Annotated in this window: 13 protein-coding genes; 8 read left to right on the forward strand and 5 right to left on the reverse strand. The window is 37.7% G+C overall.

The genetic code is table 11. From position 1 onward, the window contains the following. Positions 1-164: 164 nt before the first annotated feature. The 4 genes from PSF86_RS10115 to PSF86_RS10130 all read left to right on the forward strand — a co-directional run bounded on the left by PSF86_RS10115 (position 165) and on the right by PSF86_RS10130 (position 5,293). The gene (locus PSF86_RS10115; RefSeq protein WP_277899956.1) at positions 165-2,570 is read left to right on the forward strand and encodes a TonB-dependent receptor; all 2,406 of its coding nucleotides are present in this window, start codon (positions 165-167) and stop codon (positions 2,568-2,570) included. 68 nt (positions 2,571-2,638) lie between these two features. After that, positions 2,639-3,712 (forward strand): alpha/beta hydrolase, encoded by a 1,074-nt coding sequence (locus PSF86_RS10120; protein ID WP_277899957.1) that lies wholly within the window; start codon positions 2,639-2,641, stop codon positions 3,710-3,712. A 6-nt stretch (positions 3,713-3,718) separates the two neighbouring features. Continuing rightward, on the forward strand, positions 3,719-4,864 hold the full coding sequence (locus PSF86_RS10125) for a PepSY-associated TM helix domain-containing protein (RefSeq protein WP_277899958.1): 1,146 nt from the start codon (positions 3,719-3,721) through the stop codon (positions 4,862-4,864). Positions 4,865-4,927: 63 nt separating this feature from the next. Continuing rightward, a complete protein-coding gene (locus tag PSF86_RS10130) occupies positions 4,928-5,293 on the forward strand; it encodes a YegP family protein (protein ID WP_277899959.1) in 366 nt (121 codons plus the stop codon). 33 nt (positions 5,294-5,326) lie between these two features. Here the strand turns inward: PSF86_RS10130 and PSF86_RS10135 are convergent, their stop codons facing one another. From PSF86_RS10135 to PSF86_RS10150, 4 genes are all read right to left on the reverse strand, one after another. Continuing rightward, positions 5,327-6,805 (reverse strand): SLC13 family permease, encoded by a 1,479-nt coding sequence (locus PSF86_RS10135; RefSeq protein ID WP_277899960.1) that lies wholly within the window; start codon positions 6,803-6,805, stop codon positions 5,327-5,329. Between the two features lie 162 nt (positions 6,806-6,967). Beyond that, positions 6,968-7,978, reverse strand: a complete 1,011-nt coding sequence (locus PSF86_RS10140; protein WP_277899961.1) for an LLM class flavin-dependent oxidoreductase — start codon at positions 7,976-7,978, stop codon at positions 6,968-6,970. Positions 7,979-8,047: 69 nt separating this feature from the next. Continuing rightward, positions 8,048-10,504 carry a zinc-dependent metalloprotease gene (locus tag PSF86_RS10145; protein ID WP_277899962.1) on the reverse strand — a complete coding sequence of 819 codons (2,457 nt, stop codon included), beginning with the start codon at positions 10,502-10,504 and terminating at the stop codon, positions 8,048-8,050. A 359-nt stretch (positions 10,505-10,863) separates the two neighbouring features. Further along, positions 10,864-11,844, reverse strand: a complete 981-nt coding sequence (locus PSF86_RS10150) for a GlxA family transcriptional regulator (protein WP_277899963.1) — start codon at positions 11,842-11,844, stop codon at positions 10,864-10,866. 136 nt (positions 11,845-11,980) lie between these two features. Here PSF86_RS10150 and PSF86_RS10155 point away from each other — a divergent pair, with 136 nt between their 5' ends. The 3 genes from PSF86_RS10155 to PSF86_RS10165 are packed head-to-tail and all read left to right on the forward strand — an operon-like array spanning position 11,981 to position 13,670. Next, on the forward strand, positions 11,981-12,388 hold the full coding sequence (locus tag PSF86_RS10155) for a VOC family protein (protein WP_277899964.1): 408 nt from the start codon (positions 11,981-11,983) through the stop codon (positions 12,386-12,388). A 13-nt stretch (positions 12,389-12,401) separates the two neighbouring features. Continuing rightward, positions 12,402-12,629: a hypothetical protein gene (locus tag PSF86_RS10160; protein WP_277899965.1), complete on the forward strand. Its 228-nt coding sequence runs from the start codon at positions 12,402-12,404 to the stop codon at positions 12,627-12,629. Positions 12,630-12,677: 48 nt separating this feature from the next. After that, positions 12,678-13,670: a DUF4421 family protein gene (locus tag PSF86_RS10165; protein ID WP_277899966.1), complete on the forward strand. Its 993-nt coding sequence runs from the start codon at positions 12,678-12,680 to the stop codon at positions 13,668-13,670. Positions 13,671-13,801: 131 nt separating this feature from the next. On the opposite strand, the gene PSF86_RS10170 is transcribed toward PSF86_RS10165, so the two are convergent. Further along, complete coding sequence (locus tag PSF86_RS10170; RefSeq protein ID WP_277899967.1) at positions 13,802-14,410, reverse strand: superoxide dismutase; 609 nt, start codon at positions 14,408-14,410, stop codon at positions 13,802-13,804. A 119-nt stretch (positions 14,411-14,529) separates the two neighbouring features. On the opposite strand from PSF86_RS10170, the gene PSF86_RS10175 reads away from it, so the two are divergent. Then, the gene (locus PSF86_RS10175) at positions 14,530-17,658 is read left to right on the forward strand and encodes a UvrD-helicase domain-containing protein (RefSeq protein WP_277899968.1); all 3,129 of its coding nucleotides are present in this window, start codon (positions 14,530-14,532) and stop codon (positions 17,656-17,658) included. Positions 17,659-17,684 lie beyond the last annotated feature (26 nt).

Raw genomic sequence — 17,684 nt, forward strand, 5'->3', positions numbered from 1 at the left:
ACGGTCTTTTTTATTATTCATATACTAATAAAACCAAGTAAAAAGGTTATGTTTTTATACTTTAGAAGCTATTTCGTTAAAAATTGAATATTGTTTTCTTAGAAGTCTTTTTTAATTACATTTGCATTTATTTAAACTAAGTCTAAATTAAAATAAGAAGCGATATGACTGCAAAAAAAATGGCTTTTTTAATTCTTATGATGTTTTCTTTCATAGGAGTAAAAGCACAAAGTACCGGTACTATTATTGGTAATATAAACACTTTAGATGGTGTTCCAGTAGAACATGTAACTATCAGTCTTAAAGGAACCCGAATAGGTACTGTAAGCGATGAAACCGGAACATACGAGCTTAGTAGAGTGAGCCCGGGTTCATATACTTTAGTAGTGTCTTACGTAGGATATCATACCGAATTACGTCAAGTTACTGTAGAATCAAACCAAACAACAACGGTGCCCGAAATTTTATTAAGTGAAAATACCCAAGAGCTAGAAGGGATTACCTTAACGTCGGCTGCTAAAATTTTTGCAGAAAAGAAAACGGAAATGGTGGCAAGGCTTCCGCTAAAGAACCTGGACAACCCACAAGTATATACCGTAGTCCCTAAAGAATTACTAAACGAACAAATGGCAACCGATTTTCGTGGTGCTTTAATGTCATCGCCGGGTGTTACCAACGTAATGTTGGGTGTTGGCTCTGGAGGAACAGGTTTATCAATGCGCATGAGGGGTTTTTCTGGGGCCGATGGTGCAGGTTCTATTCGTAATGGAATGGCAACGAATTTTGTGTCCTTATCAGATCCGGTAAACTTAGAGCGTCTGGAAATCATCAAAGGTCCTTCATCTACTTTATTTGGTTCTACTTTAATATCTTACGGTGGTCTGGTAAACCGCGTTACCAAAAAACCGATGGCTTATGAAAAAGGAGAAGTGGGCTTTTCCGTAGGAGCTTATGGTTTAGGGCGTGTCACAATCGATTATAATACGCCTTTAAATAAAGATAATACTTTTTTATTCAGAATAAATTCGGCGATTCATCGTGAGAAGTCGTTTCAGGATCAAGGAATCAATAGAACTTTTATGATTGCTCCGGCATTTAAGTATTTGGTAAATGAGAAGTTAACCGTAAACCTGGATTTTGAGTTTTTTAGATCGAATAGAAATTCTACTTATGTCGGGTTGACCCCCACTGCAAACATTACAAATTTTGATGATTTGAATTGGGATTTTAAACGTTCATATGCCTCCAATGACATTACCAGCGAAGCAGAAGTGTTGAATGTTTTTGCAAATGCCGAATACAAGATAAACGAACATTGGACATCTGATACACGTGTATCTTATTCGAATACCGATAACAATGCCAATTATTTATTTCTTTTGGTAAAAGCTGGAGAAGGAGATTATGAAGGAGAAAGATTGCTTCAAAGACGCTTGATGAATTTGCCAAGTAACTTCAATACAATACAAGTACAACAAAACGTAACCGGAATTCATAATTGGGGAAACATCAATAATAAATTTCTTATCGGGGTTGACTATACACAATTACAAACAACCGACTCGCGAACAATGATTAATGATTATGATGCTTATGTGAATAGCTTAGACGATGATCCTACAAACGACCAGTTTACCGTTATCAATCAAGATTCTCCCGTGTTAAACGTAAGCACTTACGAAGCAGGTTTGGCTACTACAAGCCGGGCTGCCAACCGAAGAGACACACAAACCTATAGTGCGTATGTGTCAGATGTAGTAACGCTTTACGACCGCTTGAATATTATGATGGGGCTTCGAGTAGATCGTTTTCACGACAGGGCAAATGATTATTTACAAACAGCTTGGTCGCCTAAAACCGGATTGGTATACCACGTAATCGAAAACCAACTTTCAGCATTTGTAAACTATCAAAACGGATTTAGAAACGTAGCCCCTAATACGCTTTCGGATGATACAAGACAAGTATTTAAACCAGAGCACGCTAACCAAATAGAAGGAGGAGTGAAGTTTGAATTGCTCAATGGAAAAGTAAATGGAACCGTAAGTTATTATAACATTGAAGTAAAGGATAAAGTTCGTTCAGTCTTTGATGAAAATGATGAATTGATAAGCGTTCAAGACGGTGCACAAACCAGTGAAGGGATAGAATTTGATTTGATTGCAAATCCTTTCGATGGATTCCACATAATTGCTGGATACGGATATAACGATAGTCGTTATACCAAAGTTGGCGATAATCAGGCTGGGATTGAAGGAAATCATCCGTTGGCTACACCAATGAATTCTGCAAATTACTGGGCGAGTTATAAATTTACAAGAGGATCTTTACAAGGGTTTGGGTTAGGTTTTGGAGGTAATTATACAGGCGATTATTATTTTGATGATGCTAATACTGTTACAGTTTCAGGTTTTCATACGCTAGATGCTTCCGTTTTTTACGAACAACCTAAGTTTAGAATCGGGTTAAAGTTAAACAACTTAACCGATGAAGAATACTGGACAGCAACCTACTGGGCAATACCACAACAAACAAGAACCTTTTTGGCAAATCTAACATTTAGATTTTAATTAAAAATACTAACAAGCTGATGACGCTTTTCAATTGCTCATCAGCTTGATTTTTTCATATGTGGATTATGATTAGAAAATTACTTGTTTATCTTGCTCCCATCTTTGTAAACATACTATTTGCACAAGAGCCTATCACCATTGGAAATTCGTATAAAATCAATTCATCGATTTTAAACGAAGAACGGACTATTGATATCCAATTACCTAAAAATTATAGCAATGCCGATTTTGCCAAAGGAAAGTATCCGGTTTTGTATGTGCTCGATGGCGATTTTAATTTTCAATTTGTAGCAGCTTTAGAAAGGTTTGATACTAAATTTTTATACCGCCCACACCCAGAAATGATTGTTGTTGGAATTAGAAACACCGACCGGACGCGAGATTTCACTCCAACAAATGCAACTATTACAGGGCCTAACGGAGAAAAACGATTTGAAAATAGCGGAGGGGCTGATAAATTTATCCAATTTCTTCAAGATGAATTGCTGCCTTTTATCAATTCAAAATACAGAACAAATGGCTATAATATTTTGTTAGGGCATTCTTTTGGAGGCCTTTTTACCTTGTATACTTTGTTGGAGAAGCCAGCTTTATTTCAAGGTTATATGGCCATCGACCCTAGCTTGTGGTGGGATGGAAAATATGTTTTTAAAGCGGCAAAAGAGCAATGGAAAACAGCTAATTTTAAAGGAAAAATGCTATTTGTAGGGCTTGCTTTTGAGTCGGAGGAAAATGCTAAAGATCGTCTTGAACACGGAAAAACAATCCGGAAATTTTGCGAAACCATTTTATCTGAAAGTCCTGAAAACCATTTGATAAGTAACTGGAAGTATTATCCCGAATACGATCATGGAAACATCCCCATTCCTGCAACACTTGATGCATTGAAGTTTTTGTTTGACGGGATCCAATTACCGGTGAAAGAAGTGCCACAAAACCCAGAATTGGTACAACAAACCTATAAAGCATTGTCAAAAAAATTAGATTTTGAATTCATCCCTGAAGAATCTCTTTTCTATCAATTAATTCAATACACAAAAAGCACAGGGCAAAGCGAAAGTTCCAAAAAACTTTTAAAAGATGCATTGCAAATGTATCCTGAAAGCAAACAACTTCAAAAAATGAATCAAGAGTTATAAATTAAAATGAAGAAAACCACGTCAAAAAAGAAGAAAAAAAAGAGTTTATTCAATCGTATCGTTGCCTGGATTCATTTATGGCCAAGCATTGTTTCGGGTATTATTTTGGTATTTGTTTGCCTCACCGGAACTATTATTGTGTATGGCGATGAAATTATGGACTTTACAGCAGGTGATGCCAAATATGTCGAGGCAGGAGAAAGCAGGATATCTTCAGAAGAAATTGTTGAGAATTTAAAAAAAGAGTATCCCGATTATATGATTTCTGAATATGTTTTTTTTAAAGATCCCGAAAGAAGTATTCGCATCAGGGCCTTTAACAGAAAAGAAGTGAGTCTGGCAATGATTTATATGAATCCATACACCGGAGAAATTCTAAAAAAGGACAGCACCATTCACTTCTTCTTTGTAACTGCTCATCTACACGCTTCTTTATTGGCCGGGGAAGTTGGCCATTGGATCGTAACTATTTCAACCATTATTTTTGTAATTAGCTGTATAACCGGACTTATTTTATGGTGGCCAAAACGTTGGAACAAAACCACCAGACAAGCGAGCTTTACCATAAAATGGAAAGCAAAATTCAAACGTCTCAACTATGATCTGCACAATGTATACGGGTTTTATTCTTTGCTTTTATGTCTGGTTTTAAGTGTAACGGGACTTATTATTTTCTTTCCTTCGTTATCCAATTTAACCATTAAAGCTACAGGAGGAGAATTAACACATTTAACAGATGTTTTGCCCAAACAAGACACTACCAAAGTATCAAAAAACATGGTGCCTTTTGCGTATGAAGTTTTGGAAAAAGAGCACAACAATAAACAAATGGTAAGCATTTGGAATTACGACCAACAAAAACTGGGCGCCTATGTATTTACTTCGGGAAAAGTAGGTTTAAAGAGTATAGAAAATGCCGACTTGGCTATATACAACAGGTATACAGGTGAAAAAATAAACGTAGGTGAAAAGTTAATAAAACACGAAACTACCGAAAATATTGTATGGCAATTACATATGGGACAATGGTGGGGGCAATTTGGCAAATTGTCTACTTTTTTAGCCGGCATCGTAGCGACATCGCTCCCCATAACAGGATTTTTAATATGGTGGGGAAGACGAAAGAAAAAGAAGAAATCTTCAGTCATATAAGAATAAAGGAATTTTTCCCTTAGTTTTGTTCAACAAAAATAAAACCGGAATTAAAATTAGTATATGTTTGTAATTAGCAAACGTAACAGTGGGGATTATAAATTTGTTTTTACTTCCAAAAGGGGCAAAACTATCTTTACCAGCATCGCGTGTAAACATAAAACAGATTGCGAGTTAATAATTGCTGCCATTAGGGATTCGCTTGAGCAGTTTGCTTTTACCAAAAAAAGCACCCCGTCGGGAAAATATTTCTTTAGGCTGTCCAAAGGAGGACTGGTATTGGCGACAAGCAGGAAGTACTCCACCCAACGGATGCTCGAGAAAGGCATCGATGAAATTTTAACGTTTGTCCCAAAGGCAGAAACCTTGGATTTTTCTGAAGACGAAAACATCTTTTCGGAAGATGAAACTACTGTTGCAAGCCCATAAAAACACTCCCCTGTATTATTAACCTGAGTTTTATTATCTTATATTTTCAAGAAATTTCCTGAAATTTTCTGGGGCAAAATTCCACACAAAAGGCAACAATAAATAAACTGCCACCGTTAAAAACAAAATGGAGATAACGTTCATCCAGAAACCCGATTTTATCATATCGGGAATTTTTAAGTAACCCGAACCAAAAACAACAGCATTGGGCGGGGTAGCAACCGGCAACATAAATGCACACGATGCAGCCACCGTAGTTGCGACCATCAACATATAGGGGCTGACCTCAAGAGAAATGGCAATGGGTGCCAAAATGGGCAATAGCATGGCCGTGGTAGCCAAATTTGAGGTGACTTCAGTAAAAAAATTCACAACCGTTATTACCACAAAAATAAGTAGCAATAAAGACAGATCTTGTAATAATCCTGCCTGGGCACCAAGCCAATTGGCCAACCCTGTTATTTCAAATCCTGTTGCAAGCGCCATTCCACCCCCAAACAATAAAATAATCCCCCAAGGTAGTTTAACGGCCTCTTTCCAATTAATTATAGGCTCGTCTTTTTTGGTCGATGGCAATATAAACAATAGTATTCCAGAAGCAATAGCTATAATGGTATCGTCTATTCCCGGGATTATTCTTTGCCATATAAAAGAGCGCGTAATCCAAAAAAATGCCGTAAGAAAAAAAACGGCCAATACCACCTTTTCTTCCTTTTTCATAGGCCCCAGCTTACTTACCAACCTATTAATTTCCTCCCTCCCGCCAGGGAATTCTTTTTGTTTAAACTTAAAGGCTACATTTGTTAAATAATACCAAGCTATCCACAATAAAACAATGGATATAGGAAAACCAAACTTTGCCCATTGCCAAAATGTAATTTCTATGCCGTAGGTTTTTTCCACAAATCCTGCCAATACCAAATTTGGCGGAGTCCCAATTAATGTTCCTATGCCTCCTATAGAAGCACTGTAGGCAATAGATAGCATTAATGCCTTGCCAAAAATTAAGTGCTCGTTTTTTTCCGTATGTGGGTTGTCCTTTAATTGGAAAACTATAGACATGCCTATGGGCAACATCATTACAGAAGTTGCTGTATTGGATATCCACATCGACAAAAATGCGGTAGCGACCATGAACCCTAAAATTATTTTGGATACGTTTGTGCCAATTATTTTAATGATATGCAATGCTATTCTCTTGTGAAGACCCCATTTTTCTATCGCTATGGCCAATATAAAGCCACCCATATACAAAAAAACATATTTGTGCCCAAAAGCTGCTGTTGTGGCAGAAATATCTACAGCCCCGGTAAGGGGAAATAATAGAATGGGCAACAAAGCCGTCACACCAATGGGAATCACCTCGGTAATCCACCAAATAGCCATCCATATGGCTATGGAAAGCATGTCGTATGCATTTTCGGGCATTCCCTTTGGGCCGTCCAATAGCTGAAGTATCAAAAACATGCATGGGCCCAACAATAGAAAAGCGATTTTCTTTGCTGAAATCATTCGTAAGAGAGTAATTATAAATTTTAAAAAGTTGTTTAATCGATACTAAAATAGCATAAGTTTTAACCAATTAAACAAAATTGAAGGCATAAAAATTTTATTTTGGTCGAATTTGAAAAACAACAATTTAAAATAATTCACTCGTTGATGAATAATACCCCCTTATGAATTAAAAACTTCGCTTAAGATTTTATACGATTTTATACGCTCCCGATGGTCGAAAATATGAGAAACCGTTATAATTTCTTTCACCTGAGTCGTTTTAATAAATTTGGAAAGCTCTTTTTCTATAGTGGCTTTAGAACCAATAAAGGTGAAATACATCATGTTTTTTATCATTGCCTCTTGTTCTGGGGTCCATATTCCTTCCATAGAATCTATTGGTGGCGGCAAAGGCCTACGAAGGTTTGTAACGATGCCCATTGCAAATTGATAAAGGCTTGTGGCCAAACGTTGTGCTTCTTCATCGGTATCGGCTGCGATTACATTCACACAAGCCATTGGGTATGGGCTTTCCAGTTGTTTTGAAGGCTTAAATCCTTCGGTATAAATGTCCAGGGCACTGAATAGTTGTCCGGGCGCAAAATGACTTGCAAACGCATATGGAAGTCCTTTTTGGGCGGCCAATTGTGCACTAAATGTACTGGAGCCCAATAAATAAATGGGAACTTCCAATCCTTCCCCCGGAATGGCGCGGACACGTTCGTTCTCGTTTTCTTCCAAAAAATATTGTTGCAATTCGTTTATATCGTTAGGAAAATCCTGAACACTTTCCTGCTTGCCCCTTCGTAATGCTTGCGCAGTTAATTGGTCTGTCCCGGGCGCCCTTCCAAGTCCAAGGTCTATTCTGTTTGGGTACAAAATAGCCAAGGTCCCAAATTGTTCGGCTACGATAAGCGGGGCATGATTGGGCAACATTACTCCTCCCGACCCTACTCTTATTTTGGTGGTTCCTTGTGCTATATAGCCCAACAAAACTACCGTTGCAGAGCTTACCAAGCTTTCCATATTATGATGTTCGGAAACCCAAAAGCGTTCATACCCATATTTTTCAGCGTGTCGGGCCAAATCCAGACTGTTATTCATTGCCGTTTTATGGTGGGATCCTTGAGGAACGGGAACCAGGTCCAACACAGAGAATTTAGTGTTGGACAATGTATTTTGATGTGACATGCACTTGTTCGTTTTTAATTAAAATGAAAAATTTTAAGTCGTTTAAAAACTAAACCCCTTACAAAAAAATTAATCGGTTATGGGTCGATATTCCCTTTCAAATGAAGGTGTTTCCCCAACAACGTCATCTATTTCTTTGGCGAGGTACAGCAAATGTGCTTTTGCCATACTATTGGAAACCCGTGGTAAAACCCTTTTTATTTTTTGCTGAATGGTAATTAAATTATTCAATGCCAAAGAACGGATATCTGTATTAGACGTGGTTTCTTCAGACAATCTTGCCATTAAACCAGCTATGGGCCCTTGGGCTTTATCGGGATCGTACAGGGCAATCATGTCGGCTACATAGGTTTTTTGAAGCTTCCGTTCGTAATCACTTGGATTGTAAAAAATATCCAGATCACTCCAAACATATGCGCTTACATCGTTTAAATATTCTTCTGGGGTATAGGGGTCGTTAAAATTATACCTTTCAGCAATAAAAGACATCCTGCTCATCCGGCTTCCGCCAATAAGCGTTAACATCATGCTTTCCATCATGTTCGTTACCGGATCCTTGGTCTTTGGTTGTTCCACCTTATTCAAAATACTATCATTTAATAGCCAAGCAGGCTCGGTAAAAACATATTTATTAAGGAACATAAGTGCTTCTTTTTGCTTGGCCTTAGATACAGGCCTGTAAACATCGCCATCTTCTTCCCGGGATTTTGGCGTAACGTAAATGCCCCCAATATTTTTGGCCACATGAAATAGGTAATTGTTGTATTGCTTAATTACGTCTTGGTATATTTCATCTAGGTTTTGGTAATTGTCGCTTCCTTTTTCTTCGGTCCATTCTGCCAAATTTGGCAATATCCGTTGTAAGTTTTTAATTCCGTAATAGGAAGCTACCATGGCATTGTCTCCCAGATCTTCTGTTTGGGAGCGCGGATCGAAATCCCTTCCTTCGCCACCAAACCACAATCTTGGGTTTGCTGCAATGCTATCTATCACCCATTTATTCAATATTTCTTTTTCTTCTTCTGATGTTGTGCTGACTGGAAATTTTGAATACCCCCATTGAATGGCCCATTTGTCGTAATCACCAATACGGGGCATTAAGTTTTTAACCTCAACACTGTCTTCCGGTTGGGCTACATAGTTAAAACGTGCATAATCCATTATCGAACTGGTATGCCCGTGCTTGGTTAACCAATCGTTATCTCTTAAACGTTCTACCGGGGTTGCATAGCTAGCGCCCATATTGTGCCTCAGCCCAAGCGTATGCCCAACTTCGTGCGAGGACACAAAACGGATAAGCTCTCCCATAAGCTCATCGTCGTAAGTCATTTTACGCGCCCGTTCATCTACTGCTCCAGCCTGCACCATGTACCAATTATGCAATAGGTTCATTAAATTATGGTACCACCCCATATGACTTTCAAGGATTTCGCCACTGCGTGGATCGATAATATTTGGTCCGTAGGCATTTTTAGAAGGGGAGGCAAAATAACGCAAAACCGAATAGCGCGCATCTTCCAAGCTCATAGTATCATTGTTCACCGGCCATTCTTTACCAATAATGGCATTTTTAAACCCTGCCTGTTCAAAAGCCTTTTGCCAATCGTTGATGCCCTGAATAAGATAAGGGCGCCATTTTTTTGGCGTGGCCGGGTCTATGTAGTAAACTATTTGCTTTTTGGGCACTACCAGCTCGCCATTTTTCCATTTTTCCATGTCTTCCGGCCGGGGCTCCAACCGCCAACGGTGGATATATATATTTTTGTTTACCTTTTGCTGGTTATCTCCATATTCCAGATAAGAACTGGCAAAATACCCCACCCGGGGGTCGTAAAGCCTTTTTTGCATGGGGTTTTTGGGGAGCAAAATAAAAGAGTTGTTGAGCTCAACGGTTACAACTCCCGACAGAATTGCCGCCTGTAAGTTTTTATCGTTTCCATGAGAAACCTTTGCCTTGTATGTTTTTACCGTTTTTACTTCGGTATTTATTGGGTAGGTATTTATTTCTTTTATGTACGATTTATCCTTTTCTAATGAAGTTAAGTTGTAGGTTTCCTTTTGCCCCGAACTTAATGCCAAAAGATTGTTTTCGCTGTTGATAAAATCGGTTACTTCAATAACCGAGGCATTATTGTCTTTATTTCTGGCTTTAACGTCAAAAGCTTCGAGGATCGGGGTAATGTTTGAGTTCTGCACTGCTTTTGCAATGGCATCGTCTTTATCGGCATGGCTTACAAATGTTGCTATGCGGAGAAAAATTTTGTTTGAAGGGCCTTTTTCAAAAAAAATGGTTCGCTCTCCAATTTCTTCCCCACCATAATTTCCAGCGCCGCCGGGTGTTTTTACAAACCTAGTTACCACCAGTATTTCACGGCTTAACAAGGTGTCTGGAATTTCAAAGTAATAGTGGTCGTTTACCTTATGGACGTCAAAAAGCCCCTTTTTGGTCTGTGCGTTTTCGGGAATTACCTCCTCGTATGGTTCTGCGGGGGTAAACGACAATCCTTCAGGGGTTGATTGTGCCATTTTTTGACTTCCGCAGGAAACCATTATGCCCAACATAATTATTGACATGCATTTAAAAAAAGGAAATGCAAATTTTCTGTACTTACTTTTCTTCATCATAGCATCGATGCTTTTTGAGTAGCTGATTTTTCTTACAATGACTTCTTTCAAAAAAAGTAGCCATCAACATACATTTAGTAAGCAGGATTAGTCTTTTTTAGTAAGCAGGATTAGTCTTTCAATCTTAAAAATAAAAAATTTGTAGTAAATGATATCTAATGATTGGCAATGAGTTAACAGTTTTCTGTTAATTATAACAAAATATTAGGAACTGTAAATTCCCGATAGCCGTTTAAAAATTTCCGGTCCTGTTGCATATGTTATAGTACAGGCTCTTTTCGGTAGCGGTTTTTGTATTCAACTGGCGTCATTCCAACGGTTCTTTTAAAAATGTCCCTAAACGATTTATTGTCGGAATAACCCACATCATACATTACTTCGTTTACTGTTTTGATGCCTTTTTCCAGCTTTTTTTTGGCAGCTTCTACCCGCACGCGCTGCAAGTACTCGATAATGGTATTGCTGGTTGTTTTTTTAAACCTGCGCTCGAAGCTCCTTCTTCCTATGCCACTGATCTTTGTTAATTTTGACACGGTTATTTTTTCATGGTAGTTTTGTTCAATATATTCCTGCGTTTTTTTAACGCAACTATCTTCATGGTCTTTCTGGCCTTTGAAAATGATAAAAGGCGATTGACTGTCCCTATCGATGTCTATTTCGAATATTTTGGACGATAATACGGCCATTTCGCGTCCGGCCATCTTTTCTATTAAATACAAATTTAGGTTTAGTGAGGAATAGGCGCCCCCACTTGTATAAATACCCTGCTCGTCGGTAATAATTTTATCGTCTACCAGGTTAACTTCGGGGTACATTTTTTTAAAATCCTCGGCAGCCAGCCAATGTGTGGTACAGTCTTTTCCGTTCAACAATCCTGTTTTGGCCAATAAAAAGGCTCCAATACACAAACTTGCCACTTCGGCCCCATTACGGTGCTGCTTGATAATCCAAGGGACAAAAAGCGAATTTGCCTCAACAATTTTACGGTAGTCGCCATGAATTGCCGGGATAATAATTAAGTCTGTTTTATTCAACTGGTCTATGGTAATATCTGGATGGATGCTAAATATCCCGTAACTGTGACTACTTTTTTTTGTGGCGCCTACCAGCTGTATTTTAAACAGAGGCGGTTCTCCCATTTTCTGCAAGGCATTGTTTGTCATGCTAAACATTTTGTGAGTGGCCTCTAAATTGCTCAAACTGGTATCTCCTTCTGGAATTAATATTGATATGTGCTTCATTTGTTTTTGTCTTTTTTTTACCTTTATAAAGGTATTGAATTACCCTGTCGCAATCAACCCTTTTTATTGTCGTAATGACACCTGAGAAATCCTAAAAGCATTCCTTAATTTTGTAAAAATCATTTAATTAATACTCATGGTAACAGAAATTTTTTTAAACCTTCCAGTGAAAGACCTTAGCAAATCCATTACTTTTTTTAAGCATTTAGGATTTTCTTTTAACGAACAATTTACAGATGAAAAAGCAGCATGTTTAGTCTTGGGGAACAATATATACGCCATGTTGTTGACAGTTCCTTTTTTTGAAACATTTACCAATAAATCTGTTTGCAATTCTTCTATCGATACCGAAGTTATAAACGCCATCTCTGTGGAAAGCAGGGAGAAAGTAGATATGCTCTTAAAAAAAGTAATCGAAGCTGGAGGGAATGAACCCAAACCTGCACAAGATCATGGTTGGACATACCAACGAAGCTTTGAGGATGTTGATGGTCATTTATGGGAATTAATACATGCCGATATGACCAAGTTTCCTAAAAATTAAACCTTTCCCATGTATGGTTGAAATATTTGTTACAGATGTCACAAACGAATCGAGTGCAAAACATGTTCTCAAGGAACTGCATACTATTTTCAAGGATTACAGTGCAAATTTCGACCTTGAAGACTGCGACCGTATTTTGAGAGTGGAATCTTCCTCGGCCATTTGTCATCGATCTATAATTGAATTGCTTGAAAAAATGCAGGTAAATGCAGCAATTTATCAAGAACAGCAATACAAATAATGGTTTATCTTCTTATTTTTAGAAAAAAGAAGATAAATTGTTTGCGCTATGCTTCTATTTTTCAAAAGATTTTATTGTATTGTACTCTTTTATACAAGTGTATGTTGTGCCTATGCACAAGAAAAAACGCCGGACAGTAGTGATACAAATCAAGAAAAGGCAATAATTACTTATCCCAACAAAATTAGTTTTAGGCTTGCCCTGAACAATGATTTTAATTCGTTTGAAATTAAAGACCCCTCTACGGGGTTTGGTGCTACCATAGAGCCCAATCAAGAGCTCAAAACCAACTTTTCGGTATTGTTTAGGTTTATTGAATTAAATATTGGCTTTATCCCTTCTTTTCTTGATTTTAATAACGACAACGATAGCAAGGGAAAAACAACCTTTTTTAACCTTGGCACGCGTTTTTATTTTAAAAAATGGATGCAAAGCCTGGAGTGGTCCCGTACAAAGGGATATTATGTAGACCTTCCCGGAATTAATGAAAATGTATTGTTCCCCGACTTTAAGATTTTTAGAATTGGTGGAACCACTTCATATATCTTTAATGATTCTTTCTCCTTTAGGGCAATTTTTAAACAAAATGAATGGCAACGTATAAGCCAAGGCAGTTTTGTGCCTACATTAACTTATTTTTATACCGAAATCTCTAATGGGGAAGACTCGGGAGAAGACAAATCTTTTGATATAACCATAGGGCCTTCTTATTTCTACAACTGGGTTATTAACAAACGTTTTTTGGTGTCTGGCGGTGTACATGGCGGCATAGGCTATACCAACACCCATTCGCAGGCGAGCCATGAAACTTACAGTGGCATAAATTACCAAGCCGATGTTAAGTTGGGGCTGGGTTATAATATTGACAGCTTTTTTACGGGCATTCATTATAACTATAGGTCTTTTTACCATAATACGGACAGCAGTTATAATTTAAAAGACCAGCACAGCTTCTTGGAATTCCATGTTGGTTACCGTTTTGATGCCCCCAAAAAATGGGTTGATAAAATAGATAAAATTGAAAACAAATATGGGCTATAAAAAAACAGCCACTCAAAAGAGCGACTGTTTTTCAATAACGTTTTTTTACCTATAAAATTCTCGTTATTTACTCACTAAGCAATCCCAAAACCGAAATTTCGGGATTAATATTCCGGCACATGGCCAAAACATTATTTGTTTGCAGCATATAATTCTGCTACCTTATTCCAGTTTATTACATTAAAAAATGCAGAAATATAGTCTGGGCGCTTATTTTGATAGTTCAAATAATAGGCGTGTTCCCAAACGTCCAATCCTAAAATTGGAATTCCTCCACAACCGGTATCCGGCATAATGGGGTTGTCTTGGTTTGGTGTAGAGCAAACTTCCAGTTTTCCTCCCTTGTGCACACAAAGCCAAGCCCATCCCGAACCAAAACGGGTTCCGGCAGCGGTTGTAAATTCTTCTTTAAACTTATCGAAAGAACCGAAAGCCGAATCGATTGCAGAAGCTAGTTCTCCCGAAGGTGTTCCGCCTCCATTTGGAGACATTATTTCCCAAAACAGGCTATGGTTATAAAAACCACCTCCGTTATTTCTAACAGCACCGTTGCCCATATCCAGGTTTTTAAGGATGTCTTCAATAGATTTTCCCTCTAAATTTGTCCCTTCAATGGCACCGTTAAGTTTTGTTGTATATCCTTGATGATGTTTTGTATGATGTATTTCCATAGTACGCGCATCTATATGTGGTTCTAATGCATCGTATGCGTACGGTAATTTTGGTAAATCAAAAGCCATTTTTCTTTCTTTTTTTAGTTAATAATTTTAGTATTCCAAATTTAAGTAAAAGCAACCGAAAACATGATAATAATTTGTTAATAACTCATAGAGTTTCCCTATTTTGCAATAAACTTTTTATGTTGAATTCTTCAGCCTTTCAAATATACAATGCTTCGGCAGGTTCTGGAAAAACCTTCACTCTGGTAAAAAAATACCTGTCCATTTTATTGGGCTCAAACAATTTGGATGCCTTTAAACAGGTGCTGGCCATTACATTTACCAACAAAGCCGTAAACGAGATGAAGGAAAGGGTGCTTAAAAACCTGCACGAGTTTTCGGGCGAAACCATTCTTGAAAAACCAACGCCCATTTTTGAAGGCCTTGTTAAGGAGCTTAATGTTTCCCCAATGGAATTGCACAAAAAATCAAAAAAAGTGCTTACCCGTATTTTGCACAATTATGCCTTTTTTGATATTGTTACAATAGATAAGTTCAACCATAGGCTGCTTAGGACATTTGCGTTCGATTTAAAACTTCCCACTAACTTTGAGGTTTCACTGGATGAGGAATCGCTTATAAACGAAGCCGTTGACAATCTCATTTTTCAGGCAGGTTCCAACCAACTGCTTACCGAAATACTTATAAATTTTGCATTAGAAAAAACCGATGACGATAAAAGCTGGGATATTTCCCGCGATTTAAGGGGCATTGCCAAATTGCTTACAAAAGAAGATTACATTGAACACGTTCAATTGCTGGAAGATAAAACCCTGGAAGATTTTAAAAAACTAGGGCTTCAGTTGAAGGAAATGAACAACAGCCTGCATAAAAGTATTGTTGATAAAGCAACAGCATTGTTGCATGCTTTTTCAGAAAAAGGGCTTGAAGACACCGATTTTACAGGAAAGTACTTGCCAAAATTTTTACGAAAAATTGCCTCAAACGACTTTTCCAACTTAAAATTTACCGCAAACTGGCAAGAAAACATAGCCGACCAGCCTTTATACCCAAAAAGGATACCAGACAGCAAGGCCACTTTAATCGATATGCTTCAACCGGAGATTGCCACATCATTTTTAAAAATAAAACAGGAAATATTTCAACTTGAATTTTTACAAGATTTTTATAAAAACCTGGTGCCGCTTTCATTGTTGAGTGCCATCAATCAAGAGCTAAATAAAATAAAAGAAGACCGCAACCTTTTATTGATCTCCGAGTTTAACAAGCTTATTTCTTCGGCTATTGCCAACCAACCCGCACCGTTTATTTACGAGCGTATTGGCGAAAAATACAAACATTATTTTATAGACGAGTTTCAGGATACTTCCACAATGCAATGGAAAAACATACAACCATTGGTTTCAAATGCGCTCGAGACCATGCTACCGAACGAAAAAACCGGAACACTGCTCATTGTGGGCGACGCAAAACAGGCCATTTACCGTTGGAGGGGCGGGAAAGCAGAACAATTTATAGCACTTTACAATAAAGAAAGCAAGCCCTTCCAAACAGAACAATTTGTGGAAAACCTGCCGAAAAACTACAGGAGCTTTGACGAGATTGTAACGTTTAACAATGAGTTTTTTAAGCACATTTCCCAAAATTTAAAAAACGACACTTATAGAGACCTATTCAAAGAAAAGAGCACACAACAAACCAACGATAAGCCGGGAGGCTATATCAATATTTCTTTTATCGATAAAGAGGAAGGTAGCGAAAACGACGAAGATCCGTATTGCAATATTACCCTAGACGCTATAAACAAATGCATTGCCAAAGGCTTTAATTTTAAGGATATTGCCATTTTAACCCGCAAAAAGAATGAAGGAGTTGCCATTGCCGATTACCTTTTGGCGAAGGACATCCCCATTGTTTCATCTGAAACTTTATTGCTCAAGAACGATATTAAAGTAAATTTTATCATCCAGCTAATCTCTTATTTTAACCGACCCGACGACCCAGAACTTCATCTTGAGATTTTAAAATTCCTGGCCCATAAAAACGGTGTTGAAAACCTCCATGATTATTTTGCAAAAAACCTACACCGCCTGCCAACAATTTTAAAAGAAGAAGGCTTTGACGAGACGTATTTTTTACAGCTTCCGTTTTACAATGCTATTGAATACAGTGTCAATTCGTTCGATCTGGTCGATGAATCGGATGCGCACATACAGTTTTTTTTAGATGAAGTTTTTGCCTTTACACAGAACAATAACGGAGGTATTGGCAGTTTTCTGGAATATTGGGACCAGAAGAAAGACAAGTTGAGCATAATTGCACCACAAGCTTCCAATGCTGTACAGATTCTTACCATTCATAAATCCAAAGGGCTTGAATTCCCCGTGGTAATTTATCCTTATGCAAACACGGATATTTACAGGGAAAAAGACTTTAAGGTGTGGTTTCCGGTAGATTTGGAACTTTTTGGGGTTTCCTATGCCCTGTTCAGTAAAAAAAGCGCCGTTGAAAACATAAATCAAACAGGGGCAGATTTAATACAGTTGTACAAAGAAAAACAAGAACTGGACCAGTTTAACATTCTCTATGTAGCGCTAACACGGGCGATCGAGCAATTGTACATTATTTGCAAAAAAGACAGCAATGCCAAGGGAATTGAAAATCAAAACAGTTTTGCCGGACTTTTCATTAATTACTTAAAATCAAAAATGCTTTGGCAAGAGCAGGAGTCGAATTATAAAATTGGCATTCCGCAGAAGCAATCGCGCTCGAGAGAAACAACGTCGGTTACCAAAGAAATTGAATTCATAAGCAACGATTCCTTTGGAAATACCTTCCAGCTCATAACCAAATCCGGCTCCCTGTGGAATACCAAACAAAAAGAAGCCATCGACAAAGGAAATATCTTCCACTATCTGCTTTCAAAAATATATTACACATTTGATGTAGCCCAAACAGTTACGGAGGCCGTCGATAATGGATTAATTCCAAAAGAAGAACAATCCCAGATTCAACAATATTTATCTAATTTGGTTGCACACCCATTGCTAAAAGAATATTATACCCAAGCATATACCGTTTATAACGAAAGCGAAATAATGAGCCCTGAAGGCCAATTTTTAAGGCCCGACCGGTTTGTGTTAAAAAACAACAAGGCAACCATAATAGACTATAAAACAGGAGCTCCTTCAGAGAAATACAAAACACAAGTAAACAATTATGCAAATATTTTAAAAGAAGCCGGATTCGAAATAAATCAAAAGTTTTTGGTTTTCATAAACGAAAATATTGAAGTAATCTCCGTATAATATTATAATCTATATAACTTTGTAAA

Source organism: Galbibacter pacificus, assembly GCF_029603165.1.
GTDB classification, from domain to species: Bacteria; Bacteroidota; Bacteroidia; order Flavobacteriales; family Flavobacteriaceae; genus Galbibacter; species Galbibacter pacificus.